15 protein-coding genes are annotated in these 14571 nt (G+C 72.5%); 4 read left to right on the forward strand and 11 right to left on the reverse strand.

Annotated features, from left to right (window positions below; all coding sequences use genetic code 11):
- Positions 1-34: 34 nt before the first annotated feature.
- Together AC3E6M_RS13260 and AC3E6M_RS13265 are read left to right on the forward strand one after the other, a co-directional pair.
- A complete protein-coding gene (locus AC3E6M_RS13260) occupies positions 35-616 on the forward strand; it encodes an RNA polymerase sigma factor (RefSeq protein WP_252371049.1) in 582 nt (193 codons plus the stop codon).
- The gene (locus tag AC3E6M_RS13265) at positions 609-1676 is read left to right on the forward strand and encodes a CU044_5270 family protein (RefSeq protein WP_490530192.1); all 1068 of its coding nucleotides are present in this window, start codon (positions 609-611) and stop codon (positions 1674-1676) included. Before AC3E6M_RS13260 ends, AC3E6M_RS13265 begins: the two co-directional genes overlap by 8 nt.
- Positions 1677-1734: 58 nt before the next feature.
- On the opposite strand, the gene cofD is transcribed toward AC3E6M_RS13265, so the two are convergent.
- The 6 genes from cofD to hemQ form a co-directional block, all read right to left on the reverse strand.
- Entirely contained in the window at positions 1735-2700 is a 966-nt protein-coding gene (gene cofD / locus AC3E6M_RS13270) for a 2-phospho-L-lactate transferase (RefSeq protein ID WP_490530193.1), read from the reverse strand.
- A gap of 665 nt (positions 2701-3365) precedes the next feature.
- A complete protein-coding gene (hemL, locus tag AC3E6M_RS13275) occupies positions 3366-4706 on the reverse strand; it encodes a glutamate-1-semialdehyde 2,1-aminomutase (protein WP_138177769.1) in 1341 nt (446 codons plus the stop codon).
- Between the two features lie 90 nt (positions 4707-4796).
- Positions 4797-5780: a porphobilinogen synthase gene (gene hemB, locus AC3E6M_RS13280; protein WP_490530194.1), complete on the reverse strand. Its 984-nt coding sequence runs from the start codon at positions 5778-5780 to the stop codon at positions 4797-4799.
- Positions 5777-6580, reverse strand: a complete 804-nt coding sequence (locus AC3E6M_RS13285) for a uroporphyrinogen-III synthase (RefSeq protein ID WP_490530195.1) — start codon at positions 6578-6580, stop codon at positions 5777-5779. Before AC3E6M_RS13285 ends, hemB begins: the two co-directional genes overlap by 4 nt.
- Positions 6577-7575 carry a hydroxymethylbilane synthase gene (hemC, locus tag AC3E6M_RS13290; protein WP_490530196.1) on the reverse strand — a complete coding sequence of 333 codons (999 nt, stop codon included), beginning with the start codon at positions 7573-7575 and terminating at the stop codon, positions 6577-6579. The genes AC3E6M_RS13285 and hemC overlap by 4 nt, the downstream gene beginning before the upstream one ends.
- The gene (gene hemQ / locus AC3E6M_RS13295; RefSeq protein ID WP_138177761.1) at positions 7572-8243 is read right to left on the reverse strand and encodes a hydrogen peroxide-dependent heme synthase; all 672 of its coding nucleotides are present in this window, start codon (positions 8241-8243) and stop codon (positions 7572-7574) included. The genes hemC and hemQ overlap by 4 nt, the downstream gene beginning before the upstream one ends.
- 138 nt (positions 8244-8381) lie before the next feature.
- Here hemQ and AC3E6M_RS13300 point away from each other — a divergent pair, with 138 nt between their 5' ends.
- Positions 8382-9170 (forward strand): bestrophin-like domain, encoded by a 789-nt coding sequence (locus AC3E6M_RS13300; RefSeq protein WP_490530197.1) that lies wholly within the window; start codon positions 8382-8384, stop codon positions 9168-9170.
- 141 nt (positions 9171-9311) lie between these two features.
- Here the strand turns inward: AC3E6M_RS13300 and AC3E6M_RS13305 are convergent, their stop codons facing one another.
- The 5 genes from AC3E6M_RS13305 to hemE form a co-directional block, all read right to left on the reverse strand.
- Positions 9312-9590: a hypothetical protein gene (locus AC3E6M_RS13305; RefSeq protein ID WP_490530198.1), complete on the reverse strand. Its 279-nt coding sequence runs from the start codon at positions 9588-9590 to the stop codon at positions 9312-9314.
- Complete coding sequence (locus AC3E6M_RS13310; RefSeq protein ID WP_138177755.1) at positions 9580-9990, reverse strand: phage holin family protein; 411 nt, start codon at positions 9988-9990, stop codon at positions 9580-9582. Before AC3E6M_RS13310 ends, AC3E6M_RS13305 begins: the two co-directional genes overlap by 11 nt.
- Positions 9991-9993: 3 nt before the next feature.
- Positions 9994-10395: a hypothetical protein gene (locus AC3E6M_RS13315; RefSeq protein WP_138177753.1), complete on the reverse strand. Its 402-nt coding sequence runs from the start codon at positions 10393-10395 to the stop codon at positions 9994-9996.
- A 116-nt stretch (positions 10396-10511) separates the two neighbouring features.
- On the reverse strand, positions 10512-12020 hold the full coding sequence (locus AC3E6M_RS13320) for a protoporphyrinogen/coproporphyrinogen oxidase (RefSeq protein ID WP_490530199.1): 1509 nt from the start codon (positions 12018-12020) through the stop codon (positions 10512-10514).
- On the reverse strand, positions 12017-13054 hold the full coding sequence (hemE, locus tag AC3E6M_RS13325) for a uroporphyrinogen decarboxylase (RefSeq protein WP_490530201.1): 1038 nt from the start codon (positions 13052-13054) through the stop codon (positions 12017-12019). Before hemE ends, AC3E6M_RS13320 begins: the two co-directional genes overlap by 4 nt.
- A 100-nt stretch (positions 13055-13154) precedes the next feature.
- Between hemE and AC3E6M_RS13330 the strand changes: the two genes are divergently transcribed.
- Positions 13155-14471: a glutamyl-tRNA reductase gene (locus AC3E6M_RS13330; RefSeq protein ID WP_490530202.1), complete on the forward strand. Its 1317-nt coding sequence runs from the start codon at positions 13155-13157 to the stop codon at positions 14469-14471.
- Positions 14472-14571 lie beyond the last annotated feature (100 nt).

Raw genomic sequence — 14571 nt, forward strand, 5'->3', positions numbered from 1 at the left:
GAGAACTTTTTCGGCGGATCGGACAATACCCGGTGTGAGCACGAACGACGGCGACATCATCGTCCGGTCCCTGACGCACCGAGCGGCGTTCGCCGAACTGTACGACCGGCACGAACGTGTCGTACACCGCTACGCCAGCCGGCGCCTGGGATCCGCGCACGCGGAGGACATCACCTCCGAGACGTTCCTCGTCGCCTTCTCGCGGCGGTCGTCGTTCCTCGGCGGAGTCGACGCGCGGCCCTGGCTCCTCGGCATCGCGACGGTCCTCATGCAGAAGCACACGCGCCTCGAGATCCGGGCATGGAAGGGCATGCAGGCGGCCGACCTCGGGCGCGTCGATCTCGATGACATCGCCGCCGCCGACGAGCGGATGGATGCCGACGGCCTCGCCGCCCACCTCGGAACCGCCCTCGCGGACTTGGCGCGCGGCGACCGCGATGTGCTCCTCCTGCACACCTTTGGCGACCTCGACTACGCCGGGATCGCCGAGGCTCTCGGCATCCCCCTCGGAACCGTCCGCTCCCGACTGAGTCGGGCCCGTCGCAAGGTGCGCGCGGCCCTCACCCCGCATGTCCATCCGGCCCCGCGCCGAGAAAGAGAGAACTCGCATGGATGACCTCGCCCTCCTCAGCCGCGTCCGCGAGGACGTACCGGACCGATCGCCCGACGACGTGATCCGTGGCCGCGCCGCCCTGCTGCGCGCGATCGAGGCACCGCCGGCTCACGCCGCTCGGCCACGACGCTCGTGGATCTGGATCGGCGGGTCGGTCGCGGCGACGTGCGGGCTGGCCGGCGCCCTCGTCGTTGCCGGGCTCCCGGGCACGCCGGGCAGTGCGGATCCGGCGGCGGCCGCAGTACTCGCCTCGGCGGCCAGTGCAGCGCGGAGCGTCACCGATCCCCTCGTGGGTCCGGGCCAGTACCTGGAGGTGCGGACGGACGCCGTCTACGCGGCCTCCGGCCCGACCGAGGCCGACGCCGAGCTGGCCCGGCGCGAACGCGACGGCAACATGACCGAAGCGGACGCGACGTCGTATCTGGAGAGCGAGGTGAGCGCGGTGTGGGTGCCGTCCGATCGCTCCAGCGAGTGGGTCTTCGTGTCGTGCGCGCGCACTCCGGTGCAGACCTTCGGCCCGCGCTCGGAGACCTTCGCCGCCGAGTCATCCGGGTTCGGTGACGACGTCCGCCGCGTCCTGCCCGGCGGGCGCTGGTACGACGGCAACGCGTTCGGGATGCTGAGCGAGGACGATCTGTCCGCCCTCCCCCGCGATCCCGCCCAGCTGCTGCAGGAGATCTATCGGCAGAACGGCGGCGCCGGCCCCTCCCGCGACGGCGAAGCACTCGTGTGGATCGCCGATCGGTTGCGCTCGGGTACTGTTCCGGCGGGGATCCGCTCCCTGTTCTATGACACCGCGGCGTTGATCCCCGGCGTCAGCATCACCGAGGCGCAGGCGACCCTCAACGGACGAACGGGCACCGCGATCGGCCGAGACGAGGGCACCAACGGCTTTCGGCAGGACATCATCATCGATCCCGCGACCGGAGCCTTCATCGGCGAGCGTCAGGTACTGCTGCGGCCCGGCGCTGACATGCCCGCGGGGACGGCGACGGGCTCCACGTCGGTCACGACGACGGTCGTGGATGCCGTGCCCGAGGGGACGTCGCTGTGCGCGGGGTGACCGGTGTCGGCCCCGCCGACCTCGTGCTCCCGCCCACGCACAGCGTGGCGGTGCCCGCTCACGCCCCCAGCGCCGCCTCCGCGATCGCCGCCGACGCGTCTTCGTCGCGCATCCACAGCGGCGCGACCACCGCGCGGATCCCCGAAGCCTCCACCTCCGCAGCCGCAGCCGCGTCCTCCTCGGCGAGCAGCCACGCGTCCAGCACCCCGTCGGCCGAGCGCGCACCATAGTGCCGCGCGACGGCGGCCGCGGAGGTCTCGACCCCGATCGCGGTCAGGCACACGTCGGCCATGCCGCGCACGACCCGGCCGCCGATGATCGGTGAGACACCCACGACCCGCGCGGTCGTGGACCGCAGCGCCTCCCGGATGCCCGGAACCGCCAGGATCGGGCCGATCGAGACGACGGGGTTCGACGGGGCCAGCAGCACCACGTCGGCGTGCGCGATCGCCTCGACGACGCCCGGGGCGGGCACGGCATCCAGAATTCCGGGGTTCTCGAACCGCGTCGGAACCAGAGCCGCCCGGTAGCGCGTCCACCACTCCTGGAAGTGCAGGCGTCGACCGTCCTCGACGTGCACGTGCGTGTCGACCTCGCTGTCGGTCATCGGGAGCAACCGGATGCCGAGCGGCCAGCGCTCCGCCATCCGACCGAGGACCTCGGTCGGGGTGAGGCCCTCCCGCAGCCAACCCGTGCGCGCGAGGTGAGTGCCGAGGTCGAGGTCGCCGAGCGTGAACCAGGGCCAGCCGGCGCCCCACGCCTGCAGTTCCTCGTTCACCCGCTCGGTGTCGCCCGCGCGCCCCCAGCCGCGGACGGTGTCGTTGACCCCGGCGAGCGCATACGTGATCGAGTCGACGTCGGGCTGCAGCCGCACGCCCGACAGCCACAGGTCGTCGCCGGTGTTGACGACGACGGTCGCCTCCGGGGCTCCGAGCCCGGCCAGGGCCGCACGGACGCCGAGGGCGAACTTCGATCCGCCGACACCGCCGGCGAGGACGACGACGCGAGGCTGAGGATGTGGCATCCGTCCAGTCTTCCACCGCGCCGGGCGGCGCGATGCGTGCGGATGCGATCGGCCCGGCGTCCCGGCGCACAACTCCTGCGCCTCCGGCAGCTCCGGACGCCGCACCCCGCACCGGCACACCGGGCACAACTCCTGCACCTCGAGTGCCCGCCCCGCCACCGCCCGCAGAATTCCGCGGGCCACGGCCAGCCTCGCCGCCGTTCTGCAGGAGTTGTGCGTCACCGGCCGCCGCTGCCTCACGTCGCTACGGCGTCACCGGCCGCCGCTGCCGCACGTCGCTCCCACACCTCCGGACGCCGCACCCCGCACCGGCACACCGGGCACAACTCCTGCACCTCGAGTGCCCGCCCCGCCACCGCCCGCGGAATCCCGCGGGCCACCCCCAGCCTCGCCGCCGTTCTGCAGGAGTTGTGCGTCACCGGCCGCCGCTGCCTCACGTCGCTCCGGCAACTCCAGACGCCGCACCCCGCACCGGCACACCGGCCCACTGGGCACAACTCCTGCACCTCGAGCACCCGCCCCGCCACCGCCCGCGGAATCCCGCGGGCCACGCCAGCCCTCGCCTCGCTCGCGCCGGAGTTGTGCACGACGTAAGCGACGGCCAGAGCCCCGACCCCAGCGGCTCCCGCCCGAGCAGCGTCGGGTCCGCCGCCCCGCCCCGGCGACTACTGCGCCAGAAGCGCAGGGTCGGCCGCCGTCGCCGCGGCCCGGGCCGCCACCGGCAGCGCCTCCAGCACACGCTCGAGCGCCTCGTCGTCGTGCGCGGCGGTGAGGAACCACGCCTCGAACACGCTCGGGGGCAGCGAGATGCCGGCATCCAGCATCGCGTGGAAGAACGGGGCGTACCGCCACGACTGCTGCGTCAGCGCCGTGGCGTAGTCGCGCGGAACCTCGGGCAGGAACGCGACACCGAAGAGCGAACCCGCGCGGGGGACGGTGTGCACGACCCCCTCGGCGGTGAGCGCCGCGTCGAGGGCGTCGGCGATGCGCGCGGCCGAGGCGTCGACCGCGGCGTACACCTCGGGCGTCGCCAGCCGCAGGGTCGCGAGGCCCGCCGCGACCGACAGCGGGTTCCCCGACAGCGTACCCGCCTGGTACACCGGGCCGAGGGGCGCAAGGTGGTCCATGACGTCGGCGCGACCGCCGAGGGCGGCCAGCGGCATCCCCCCGCCGACGACCTTGCCGAACGTGAGGATATCGGGCAGGTACGTCTCGCCCTGCGATGCCTGCAGGCCCCAGAACCCGGCGGGGTGCACGCGGAAGCCGGTGAGCACCTCGTCCATGATCAGCAGGGCGCCGTGGCTGTGGGCGATGTCGGCCAGAGCGGCGTTGAAGCCGGGCAGCGGCGGGACGACGCCCATGTTCGCGGATGCCGCCTCGACGATGATCGCGGCGATGTTCTCGCCGTGCACCGCGAACGCCTCGCGCACCGCGTCGAGGTCGTTGTAGGGGAGCACGAGCGTCTGCGCCGCGATGGGGGCGGGAACACCGGCCGAGCCCGGGAGCGCGAGCGTCGCGACGCCCGAGCCGGCGGCGGCGAGCAGCCCGTCGGAGTGCCCGTGGTAATGCCCGGCGAACTTGATCAGCAGGTCGCGGCCGGTCGCGCCGCGCGCGAGACGGATCGCCGTCATCGTCGCCTCGGTGCCCGTCGACACGAGGCGCACCTTCTCGACCGGCGCCAGGTCCCCGACGCGCACGCGGTGGGCGATCAGGTCGGCGAGCTCGACTTCGGCTCCCGTCGGAGCGCCGAACGACAGACCCCGGGATGCCGCCGACTGCACGGCTCCGACGACCTCGGGGTGCGCGTGGCCGAGCAGCGCCGGACCCCACGAGGCGACGAGGTCGACGTACTCGCGACCCGTGGCATCCGTGATCCGGGCACCGGACGCCGACTGCACGAACCGCGGCGTCCCGCCGACCGATCCGTACGCCCGGACCGGCGAGTTCACCCCGCCCGGAATGACGTCCTTGGCGCGCGCGAACCACTGGTCGTTGAGATCTGTCATGGCATCCATTCTCCCGGGCACCCTCGCGTGAGGGGTCAAGAACTGTCGCTTCAGCGCCGCGCAGGCGACAGAAACTGACCCCTCACGCGTCTACAGGTCGGCGCGGAGCCAGTGCGCGGCCTCGAGGGCCCAGTAGGTCAGGATCGCGTCGGCACCGGCGCGACGGATGCCGAGCAGGCTCTCGAGCACCGCACCGCGGCGGTCGATCCAGCCGTGCGCCGCAGCGGCCTCGACCATCGCGTACTCGCCCGACACCTGGTACGCCCACACCGGGACGTCGACGGATGCCTTCACGTCGGCGAGGACGTCGAGGTACGGCAGCGCGGGCTTGACCATCACGACGTCGGCGCCCTCGTCGACGTCGAGCAGCGCTTCGCGCACGCCCTCGCGACCGTTGCCCGGGTCGAGCTGGTACGAGCGGCGGTCACCCTTCAGCTGCGAGTCCACCGCCTCGCGGAACGGGCCGTAGAACGCCCCGGCGTACTTCGCGGAGTACGCCAGCAGCAGGGTGTCGGTGAAGCCCTCGGCATCCAGCGCCTGGCGCACCGCGCCGACCTGACCGTCCATCATGCCGGACAGCCCGAGCATCGCCGACCCCGCGCGAGCTTGAGCGAGTCCCATGGCGGTGTACCGCTCGAGGGTCGCGTCGTTGTCGACCGCGCCGTCGGCGCGCAGCACGCCGCAGTGGCCGTGGTCGGTGAACTCGTCCAGGCACAGGTCGGTCTGCACGACGAGCGCGTCGCCGACCTCGGACACGACGGCCTCGGTCGCGACGTTCAGGATGCCGTTCGGGTCGTCGGCGCCCGAGCCCACCGCGTCGCGCGCCTCGGGGACGCCGAACAGCATCACGCCGCCGATACGCGCGGCCGCGGCCTCGGCGACCGCGCGACGCAGCGAGTCGAGGGAGTGCTGCACGACACCCGGCATCGAGCCGATCGGCACCTGCTGGGTGATGCCCTCGCGCACGAACAGCGGCAGCACGAGCTGCGACGGCACGAGGTGCGTCTCGCGGGCCAGGCGGCGGACGGCGGGGGTGCGGCGCAGACGCCGCGGGCGGTACTCGGGGAAGCTCATTCGGTGTTCTCGGACTCCGGGGTAACGGTGAAGCGGGCGACGGCGTCGATCAACGAATCGACCGTCTGGGTCTCGGCGATGACATCGACGTTCAAGCCCGCGCGCTTGGCATCCTTCGCGGTGCGCGGTCCGATCGCGGCGATGACGGTGGATGCCGGGATCTCGGGGAACTGCTCGACCACCTGTTCGGCGACCGAACCGCTGGTGACGAGGATCGCGTTGATCCGGCCCGAGTGGACGTCGGTCGCGATCTTCTCGGTGACCGGGACGCCGACCGTGCGATACGCCACGACGCTGCGGACGTGATGACCGGCCTCGATCAGCAGACGGGTGAGCACCGGCTTGGCGATCTCGCTGCGGAGCGTCAGGACCTTGCGGGGCTCGGTCTCGAGCGCGATCATCTGCTCGGCCATGCCCTGGGCCGAGTTGTCGCGGTCGGGGACGAGGTCGACGTGGTAGCCCACGGCCTGCATGGCCGCGGCAGTCGTCTCACCGACGGCGGCGACCTTCGTCGATGCGGGGATCTCGGCCCGGTAGGCGTAGAGCACGTCGACCGTGGTCGCGCTGGTGAGCGTGAGCCAGTCGAACTGGCCGGCGGCCAGGTCGGCGAGCGCCTGCTCGAGGGTCGCCTGATCGTTGGTCGGCGCGAAGTTGATCAACGGCGCGATGACCGGGACGGCTCCGCGCTGACGGAGGCTCGCGGCGACGCCGTCACCCCACGGGCCGCCGCGGGGCACGAGAACGCGCCAGCCGGCGAGCGGCTTTTCTGAGGTCGGCGTGTGCCGATGGCCTTCATTCATGTGGTCGACTCTCGTGGTACCAGGTCGGCCGCCCCACGTTCGAGCAACCGACGCGCGGCTTCTTGGCCCGCACGCGACGCACGCGCGATGGGTCCCCCGTCGTCGGCAGCATTCGCACCATTGCCACTGCCCGTTTCCCGAGCATACCCCGGCCCCACGCGCACGGTCCGATCGATACCGATCCGATGCGTACCGTCCAGCGCGTACACGATGGCCCGCAGACGCAGGTCGCCGTCAGCGAGGGCGGCGTGCGTGGCGACGGGGGCGTGGCATCCGGCATCGAGGACCGAAAGGATGGTGCGCTCGGCCGTGATGGCCACGCGGGTGGCCTCGTCATCGAGTGCGGCGAGGGCAGCGAGGATCTCGGGGTCGATGTCGGTGCGCGTCTCGATCGCGAGCGATCCCTGACCCGGCGCCGTCGGCCACTCGGCCAGCCCCAGGTACTCGGCCTCGAGGCCGCCCAGGTCGCCGCCGAGCCGCGAGATACCGGCGGCGGCGAGGATGACGGCATCCAGCTCTCCGTCGCGCACGCGGGCGAGGCGCGAGTCGACGTTGCCGCGGATGTCGTGGACGTCGAGCCCGGGGTTGTGACGCAGAGCCTGGGCGATACGGCGAGGCGACCCCGTTCCCACGCGGGCCCCGGCCGGAAGCGCCGACAGCGGCGTGCCGTCGCGGGTCACCACGACGTCGCGAGCGTCCTCACGCGGCGGGGTCGCGGCGATCACCAGGCCGTCGGGCTGCGCCGTGGGCAGGTCCTTGAGCGAGTGCACGAGGAAGTCGCACCGGTCGGCGGCGAGCGCCTCGCGCAGGCCGTTCGCGAACACCCCGCGACCGCCGAGCTGCGACAGCGAGGCACGGTTGACGTCGCCCTCCGACACGATGGGGACGAGCTCGACCGCGCGGCCGGATGCCTCGGCCACCGCGTCGGCGACCATCTGCGACTGCGCCATGGCCAGCGCGCTGCGGCGCGTGCCCAGGCGCAGGGGCGCACTCACTGGAGGATCTCGGGGATCTCGTCGAGCGTGACGCGGCGCCCCGTGTAGAACGGCACCTCTTCGCGCACGTGACGGCGCGCCTCGGTGTAGCGCAGGTCGCGCATCATGTCGACGAGGTCGGTGAGGTTGTCGGACTCCATCGGCAGAAGCCACTCGTAGTCGCCGAGAGCGAAGGATGCCACCGTGTTGGCGATCACCTCTCGGTACGCCGACCCCTTCTTGCCGTGCTCCATGAGCATCTCGCGACGCTCGGCCTCGGGCAGCAGGTACCACTCGTAGCTGCGCACGAAGGGGTACAGGCAGAGCCAGTCCTTCGCGTCGATGCCGCGGAGGAACCCCGGCACGTGCGAACGGTTGAACTCGGCGTCGCGGTGCACGCCCATCGCGTTCCAAGTGGGCAGCAGGTTCTTCAGCAGTTCGGTGCGGCGCAGGCGCCGCAGGTCGCGCTGCAGGGCCTGGGGGTCTTCGCCGTGCAGCCAGATCATGAGGTCGGCGTCCGCACGCAGACCGCTGACGTCGTAGAACCCGCGCACGGTGACCCCGTCGGCCTCGATGAGAGCGGTGAGGTCGGCGAGCTCGGTGGCGTCGACCGCGGTGACCGGGTTCTCGGGGTCACGGCGGAGGACCGCCCACAGGGTGTACACGGAGGAGGATTCATCGTGGGCCATGGGTCAAGTCTCGTCCTGCGGGCGCGGGCATCCAAACCCGTTGACTCGCCGGTGAAGCACCGGCGCCCGCGGAGGACACCACGCCGTTGGTACTGTGCGACGACGGCATCGGGGGATGCCGTCCGGAAGGGTTGCCCGATGTGGCTGTACCAACTCCCCATGTCGGTGGGGCTGCCGCTGTTCATCGCGATCGTCGTGGGCGGATCCTGCGGCATCCTGCTCGTGCTGCGACGCTGGGTGCGTCGCGTCGGCGGCCAGGGCGAGGAGTGGGACCGCGTCCTCAGCTACGCCGTCGGCGCCTACGGCGTCTTCTACGGAGTGACCCTCGCCCTCATCGCCGCGGCCGCGTACGGCAACTTCACCGAGGTCGACGGCATCGTGCTGGACGAGTCGTCGTCCCTGGCATCCCTGTATCGGACGGCCGCGATCCTTCCGGAGCCGCAGTCGACCGAGCTGCAGCAGCAGATCATCGCGTACACGCGCAACGTCATCGACGTGGACTGGCCGATGCAGGCGCGATGGGAGATCCCGCTCGAGACGGATGCCAACATCACAGCGATGCAGCAGGCCATCGCCCAGGTGAAACCGACGACGTCGGCGGAGGCCCTGTACGTCGAGCAGTCGCTGAACCAGTTCCAGCTGCTGGTGGAGAATCGGCGCGAGCGTATCGCGCTGACTCACTTGGCGCTGCCGAACGTCCTGTGGATCGTGCTGAGCGTGGGGGCCTTCCTGAACGCGGTGCTCATCGGGCTCATCGAGGTCCGCAACCTCCGCGTCCACCTGCTGATGGCGGGCATGCTCGCGCTCTTCGTCGCGCTGCTGCTGTACGCGATCGCCGGTTTCGACCACGCGTACGCGGGGCCGATCGCCGTGACGCCCGAGTACTTCCAGGACCTCCTCGACGGCCTGTTCGTCAACGAGCCCTGACGCGGGCGCGCGGCCGGCGCGGCGGGCGCTCGGCGGGCGGGCGCTCGGCGGGCAACCGCGCGGCGGGCGCGCGAACGCCCACGTTCGGGACGAACCCGCGGAACGTGGGCGTTCGGGAAAGCGGATGCCGGGACGGCGGCGTCAGCGCGCGTACGCGCGGACGAGGGCCCAGACCGTCAGGCCCACCGCGGCCGCGACTCCGGCGACGACGGCGGCCGCAGCGGCGGGGTTGCGTCGAGCCGCCTCGCGCACCTCGGCGACGCGGATGTCGACGGCCTCGCTCACACGGCGCGGGACGTTGGCCTTGACCTCGATGGCCGCGAGGGCGGCCTTCAGCTCGGCGCGCGCCTCTTGGACGGGGTCGGTGATCCCCAACGGCACCGCGGTGCGCGGCACGGGAACGGGACGCTCAATACTCATCGCCAGCCTCCTTCACGATGCGGACGTCTTCGGCGATGGCCTGACCGGGGTTCTCGCGCGTCGAGAGCTTCTTGAAGCGCAGGTATCCCAACAGCGCCAGGATCGCGGTGATCACGATCATCACACCGAAGACGACGAGCGCCGACAGCCACACGGGCCACCAGGACGACAGTCCGGCGATGACGAAGGCGAAGAAGACCGGCACGGCCCAGAAGACGACGATGAGCGCGCCGACGAACCATCCCGCGCCGATACCGGCGTCCTTGGCCGTCCTCTGCGCCCAGGCCTTGGCGCCGTTGATCTCGGCGACGACGAGGTTGCGCACGAGCTCGGGGATGTCACCGAGCAGGGTGAACAGACTGTCGTCGGCGCGATCGCGGAAACCGCGGGGAGTGGTCATGCGTCAGCTCTCCGACGACGCGGAGCTGCTCTTGTTCGCCCGCGCACGCGTGGTCGCGCTCTTCTCGGCGCTCTGGGCGTCGTCGACGGAGTCCTCGACCGCGTCGGCGACCTCGCCCGCCGACGCCTTCGCGGCACGGCCGGCGCGCTCGGCGCGCTCGGAGACGGTACCGGACTGCGATGCGGCACCGGTGACGGACTTCGCGCCCTTCCACACCACACCGGGGACGGACTTGAGCGCGGAGACGCCGAACGCCTTCACCTTCTCGACCTGCCCCTGGACGACGGGCTGTTCCCAGACCTTCTCGGCCTGCGCCTTGATCTGCTCGTACCGTTCGCGGCCGGCACGTGCTCCGAGCACGTAGCCCGCCACGAGTCCGACGACGAGTGCTGCTTTGCCCCTCATGGGGTCTCCTCACGCTCGATCAGTGCTGGTCGACTCTCACGATAGCCATGTATTCCGATTCCGGCATCCGGCCTTGACATCCCCGCGCCGCGGGCCGACCATCGGCGCGCGGCGCCTCAGCCGCGCCGCCACAGGGTGGCGCTGCGCACCCGGTCGGCTTCGGCGCGCGCGTCCGGAATCACCTGCGCCAGACCCGTTCCCGACAGCCAGGCACCCGTGGCCCCGAGCCCCGGGACGGCGCGCACCGCGCCGCGCGCGGCAGCGGTCTGCGCCGCGCGCCCGATCGCGGCACCGGGCTGCGACTGCACGTAGCGCACGCGGTGGGACGCCCGCAGCGAAGCGGGCTCGAGGGCGACGCCCAGCAGCGCCGAAGCCTCGGACAGTGCGAGAGCGCCGGCCGCGTCGTCGTCGAGCGCCGCCGTCGCGGGCTCCTCGCCCTGAGCCCCGAAAGACACGCGGACGACGTGGATGCCCGGCTCGCTGGCATCCCGGACCCAGTCCCACTTCGCGGTCGAGTGCGTGAGGGCCTTCGCGACGTGACTGCCCGGGACCGTGAGCACACCGGTTCCGCGCGGCGCGGAGTCGAGAGCCGGAGCGTGCACGACGAGAGTGACGACGTCGACCACGGGCGCGAGGGGCTCGGTGCGGTCCAGGCTCGGCACGACCGGCGCGAGGAGCGCACGCGCCGTGACTTCCGGGAGCGCGACGATGACCGCGTCGGCCGGCAGGGGCTCGTCGCTCGCCACCTGCACGTGCCACGCGTCGTCGGCCCGGGAGATGCCCTCGACCGGGACGCCGGTCCGCAGGTCGACCCCGAGCTCGGTCAGGCGCGCGACGAGGGCGTCGACGAGTCGCGACATGCCCCCGACGATGCCTTCGACGGCGCCGCCGGGCGCCGGTGTGCGCGGGGGGGTTCCGGCCACGACCGGGACGTCGGAGGCCGGAGCGTCCGCGGGTGACGCGGTCGCGCGCGCGGCGCGCAGATCGGCCACCGCGCCGCCCAGCGAGCCGGTGCGGGTAAGGGCGGCATTGAGACCGGGAACCGCGAGATCGACGTCGATGTCGTCGGGGCGGGCGGAGTAGACGCCGCTCGTGACGGGCGCGACGAGCCGATCGAGCACGCGCGCGCCCATGCGCGAACGGACGAGGGCACCGAGGCTGCGCTGGTGACCGATCGTCAGCGGCGGCCGCAGGCGATCGACGTACGCGCGCCAGGCGCCCGCCCACCCGATCACGCGCCGCACGTCCGGTGCCCAGGGATTGTCCGGGATGCCGAGGATCCCGCCCTTCGGCAACGGCGCCGCCCCGATTCCGGGCACGCCCGCGACCCATGCTCCAGCGGGGTTCGGGGCGACCACCTGATCCGAGAGCCCGAGTTCGGACAGCAGGCCGCGGACGATCCCGCCGCGGGTGGCGAAGCTCTCTGCCCCGACGTCGAGCGTGAGGCCGCCCACCTCGGCCGAGCGCACGACTCCCCCGAACACGTCGGAGGCTTCCAGCACCGTGACCTGGATGCCGACCTTGGCGCACTCCAGCGCCGCGACGAGACCGGAGATCCCCCCACCGGCGACGACGACGCGGCTCTCGTGCGCGTGTTCGGCGAGGCGCTCGAGCGGGTCGCTCACACCGACTCCCCGTGCGCGTGGGCGACGATGCGGCTGAGCACGGTCGGGTCGGTGTCGGGCGGCACGCCGTGACCGAGGTTCAGGACGTGGGCGCGCGCCGCGCGGCCCCGCGCCAGGATGTCGTCGATGTGGGCGGCGAGCACGGGCCACGGCGCCCCCAGCAGCGCGGGGTCGATGTTGCCCTGCAGCGTCGTGTCAGGGCCGACGATGGCGGCGGCCTCGTCGAGCGGCATCCGCCAATCGACGCCGACCGCGTCGGCGATGCCCCCCAGACGCATGTCGGCGAGGAACGGCCCGGTACCGACGCCGAAGTGGATGCGGGGCACCTCGATGCCCTCGAGCGCGGTGCGGGAGTGCGGAGCGACGAATTCGAGGAACGCCGATCGCGACAGCGAGCCGGCCCACGAGTCGAAGAGCTGGACCGCCTGGGCGCCGCCGGCGATCTGCGCGTCGAGGAACGCCTTCGACACCTGCGCCAGCCACCCGGCGAGCCGATGCCACGACTCCGGGTCGGCGTACATCATGCCCCGGGCCCGGAGGTGTTCCTTCGACGGACCGCCCTCGACGAGGTACGCCGCGAGAGTGAACGGGGCACCGGCGAAGCCGATGAGCGGCACCGCGTCGTCGAGCTCGTCGGTCACGAGACCCACCGCCTCGCGGATCGGCTCGGCCGCTGCCGCCACGTCGGCGAGATCGATCGAGGTCACGCGCGCGACGTCGGCGGCGGTGCGCACCGGCTCGGCGAATACCGGGCCACGCCCCGGCTCGATCTCGACGTCGACACCGGCGAGACGCAGCGGCACGACGATGTCGCTGAAGAAGATGGCGGCATCCACCCCGTGTCGGCGGATGGGCTGCAGCGTGATATCGGCCGCGAGCTCGGGTGTCAGGCACGCGTCGAGCATGCGGGTGCCGACCCGCAGGTCGCGGTACTCCGGGAGCGAGCGCCCCGCCTGTCGCATGAACCACACCGGCTGCCGCTCGGGACGGTCGCCACGGAGGGCACGGAGGAGGGGCGCGTCGGGGGTGGCCATGGCATCCATCCTTCCACTCGGCTCCGCTGAGCGACGAGGATGCCTCGATGTCGAGAGGCGACCAGGAATACCTCGCGGGGGCCGGGCGTAGAATATGGATGTGCTGCTCTGCGTGAGCGCGAGTCACAAGACCGCGTCCTTCGATCTCCTCGAGCGGCTCAGCGTACCCACCACCCCCGTCGCCCCCCTGATCGCCGCGCACGACGAGTGCGTGCAGGGAGCGGTCGTCGTGGCCACCTGCAACCGCTTCGAGGCCTACGTCGACATGGACGAGCCCGTCACGGCCGCCGTCGCGGTGGGAGTGGAGGCCACGCTGAGCGCCATCGAGGCGGCCACCGGCGTTCCCGCGAGCGAGCTCGAGGGTTCGTACACCGTGCTCGGCGGCGGAGATGTGGCCGAGCACCTCTTCTCGGTGGCATCCGGTCTCGAGTCGGTCGTCGTGGGCGAGGGCGAGATCGCCGGTCAGGTGCGGCGCGCCCTCACCGAGTCGCGCAACCTCGGCACCACGTCCGGAGAGCTGGAGCGGCTGTTCCAGCGCGCGTCCGAAGCTCAGCGCGGCGTGAAGAACTCCACCGCGATCGGCCGCGCCGGCCGTTCGCTCGTGCGCCTCGGCCTCGAGCTCGCCGACAGCCGCATCGCCGACTGGTCGACGCAGCGCGTGCTGCTGGTCGGCACCGGCGCCTATGCGGCCGCCACCGTCGCCGCACTTCGCGATCAGGGCGCCGAGGACATCTCGGTCCACTCCCCCTCGGGCCGCGCCGCGAAGTTCGCCGCCAAGCACGGGCTGCGCGCCGTCTCGGCCGAGACCTTCCCCACCGCCGTCGCTCACGCCGACCTCGTGATCACGTGCACGACGAGCGAGCACCACGTCGTCAGTGCCGCCACGTTCGCCGCGGGACGCACCGCCGCCGAATCCGCCGCCGCTCCCGCCGGCTGCCCCGTCGACCACTCGGGCCGCCGCCTCGTGATCGACCTCGGCCTCCCCCGCAACGTCGACCCCGACGTGGCCGCGGTGCCCGGCGTCGACCTGCTCGACCTCGAGACCATCCGCCTCCACGCCCCACTCGAAGAGCTGCAGGCGACGGATGCCGCGCGCGACCTCGTCCGCGACGCCGCCCGCCGCTTCGCCTCGGTCGGCGAGCGCAAGAACATCACCCCCGCGGTCGTCGCCCTGCGCGCTCACGTGTTCGGCGTACTCGACGCCGAGGTCGCCCGGGTGCGCGCCCGCGGCGACGAGGGCGGACAGACCGAGCAGGCCCTGCGGCACCTCGTCGGCGTGCTGCTGCACACCCCGACCACCCGCGCGCACGAGCTCGCCGAGTCCGGCCGCGGCGACGACTACGTCTCGGCGCTGTCCGCGCTGTTCGGCATCGAGGTCTCCGAGCCCGAGGCTCCCCGCATCGCCGACGCGGTCTGAGCCCGGCGCCGCGCCGGCGCGCCGGCGAACGGAGGACTTCCGGGCAGCGGAGGACCGACACCGCGGCATCGATCCTCCCCCCGCCGAATCTCCTCCCCCC

Source organism: Microbacterium sp. SCPM-O-B-15248 (M128), assembly GCF_058214835.1.

Coding starts and splice junctions, on each gene's coding strand:
- AC3E6M_RS13265 (WP_490530192.1), top strand. CDS start 609: ATGGATGACCTCGCCCTCCTCAGCCGCGTCCGCGAGGACGTACCGGAC.
- cofD (WP_490530193.1), bottom strand. CDS start 2,700: ATGCCACATCCTCAGCCTCGCGTCGTCGTCCTCGCCGGCGGTGTCGGC.
- hemL (WP_138177769.1), bottom strand. CDS start 4,706: ATGACAGATCTCAACGACCAGTGGTTCGCGCGCGCCAAGGACGTCATT.
- hemB (WP_490530194.1), bottom strand. CDS start 5,780: ATGAGCTTCCCCGAGTACCGCCCGCGGCGTCTGCGCCGCACCCCCGCC.
- AC3E6M_RS13285 (WP_490530195.1), bottom strand. CDS start 6,580: ATGAATGAAGGCCATCGGCACACGCCGACCTCAGAAAAGCCGCTCGCC.
- hemQ (WP_138177761.1), bottom strand. CDS start 8,243: ATGGCCCACGATGAATCCTCCTCCGTGTACACCCTGTGGGCGGTCCTC.
- AC3E6M_RS13300 (WP_490530197.1), top strand. CDS start 8,382: ATGTGGCTGTACCAACTCCCCATGTCGGTGGGGCTGCCGCTGTTCATC.
- AC3E6M_RS13305 (WP_490530198.1), bottom strand. CDS start 9,590: ATGAGTATTGAGCGTCCCGTTCCCGTGCCGCGCACCGCGGTGCCGTTG.
- AC3E6M_RS13310 (WP_138177755.1), bottom strand. CDS start 9,990: ATGACCACTCCCCGCGGTTTCCGCGATCGCGCCGACGACAGTCTGTTC.
- AC3E6M_RS13315 (WP_138177753.1), bottom strand. CDS start 10,395: ATGAGGGGCAAAGCAGCACTCGTCGTCGGACTCGTGGCGGGCTACGTG.
- hemE (WP_490530201.1), bottom strand. CDS start 13,054: ATGGCCACCCCCGACGCGCCCCTCCTCCGTGCCCTCCGTGGCGACCGT.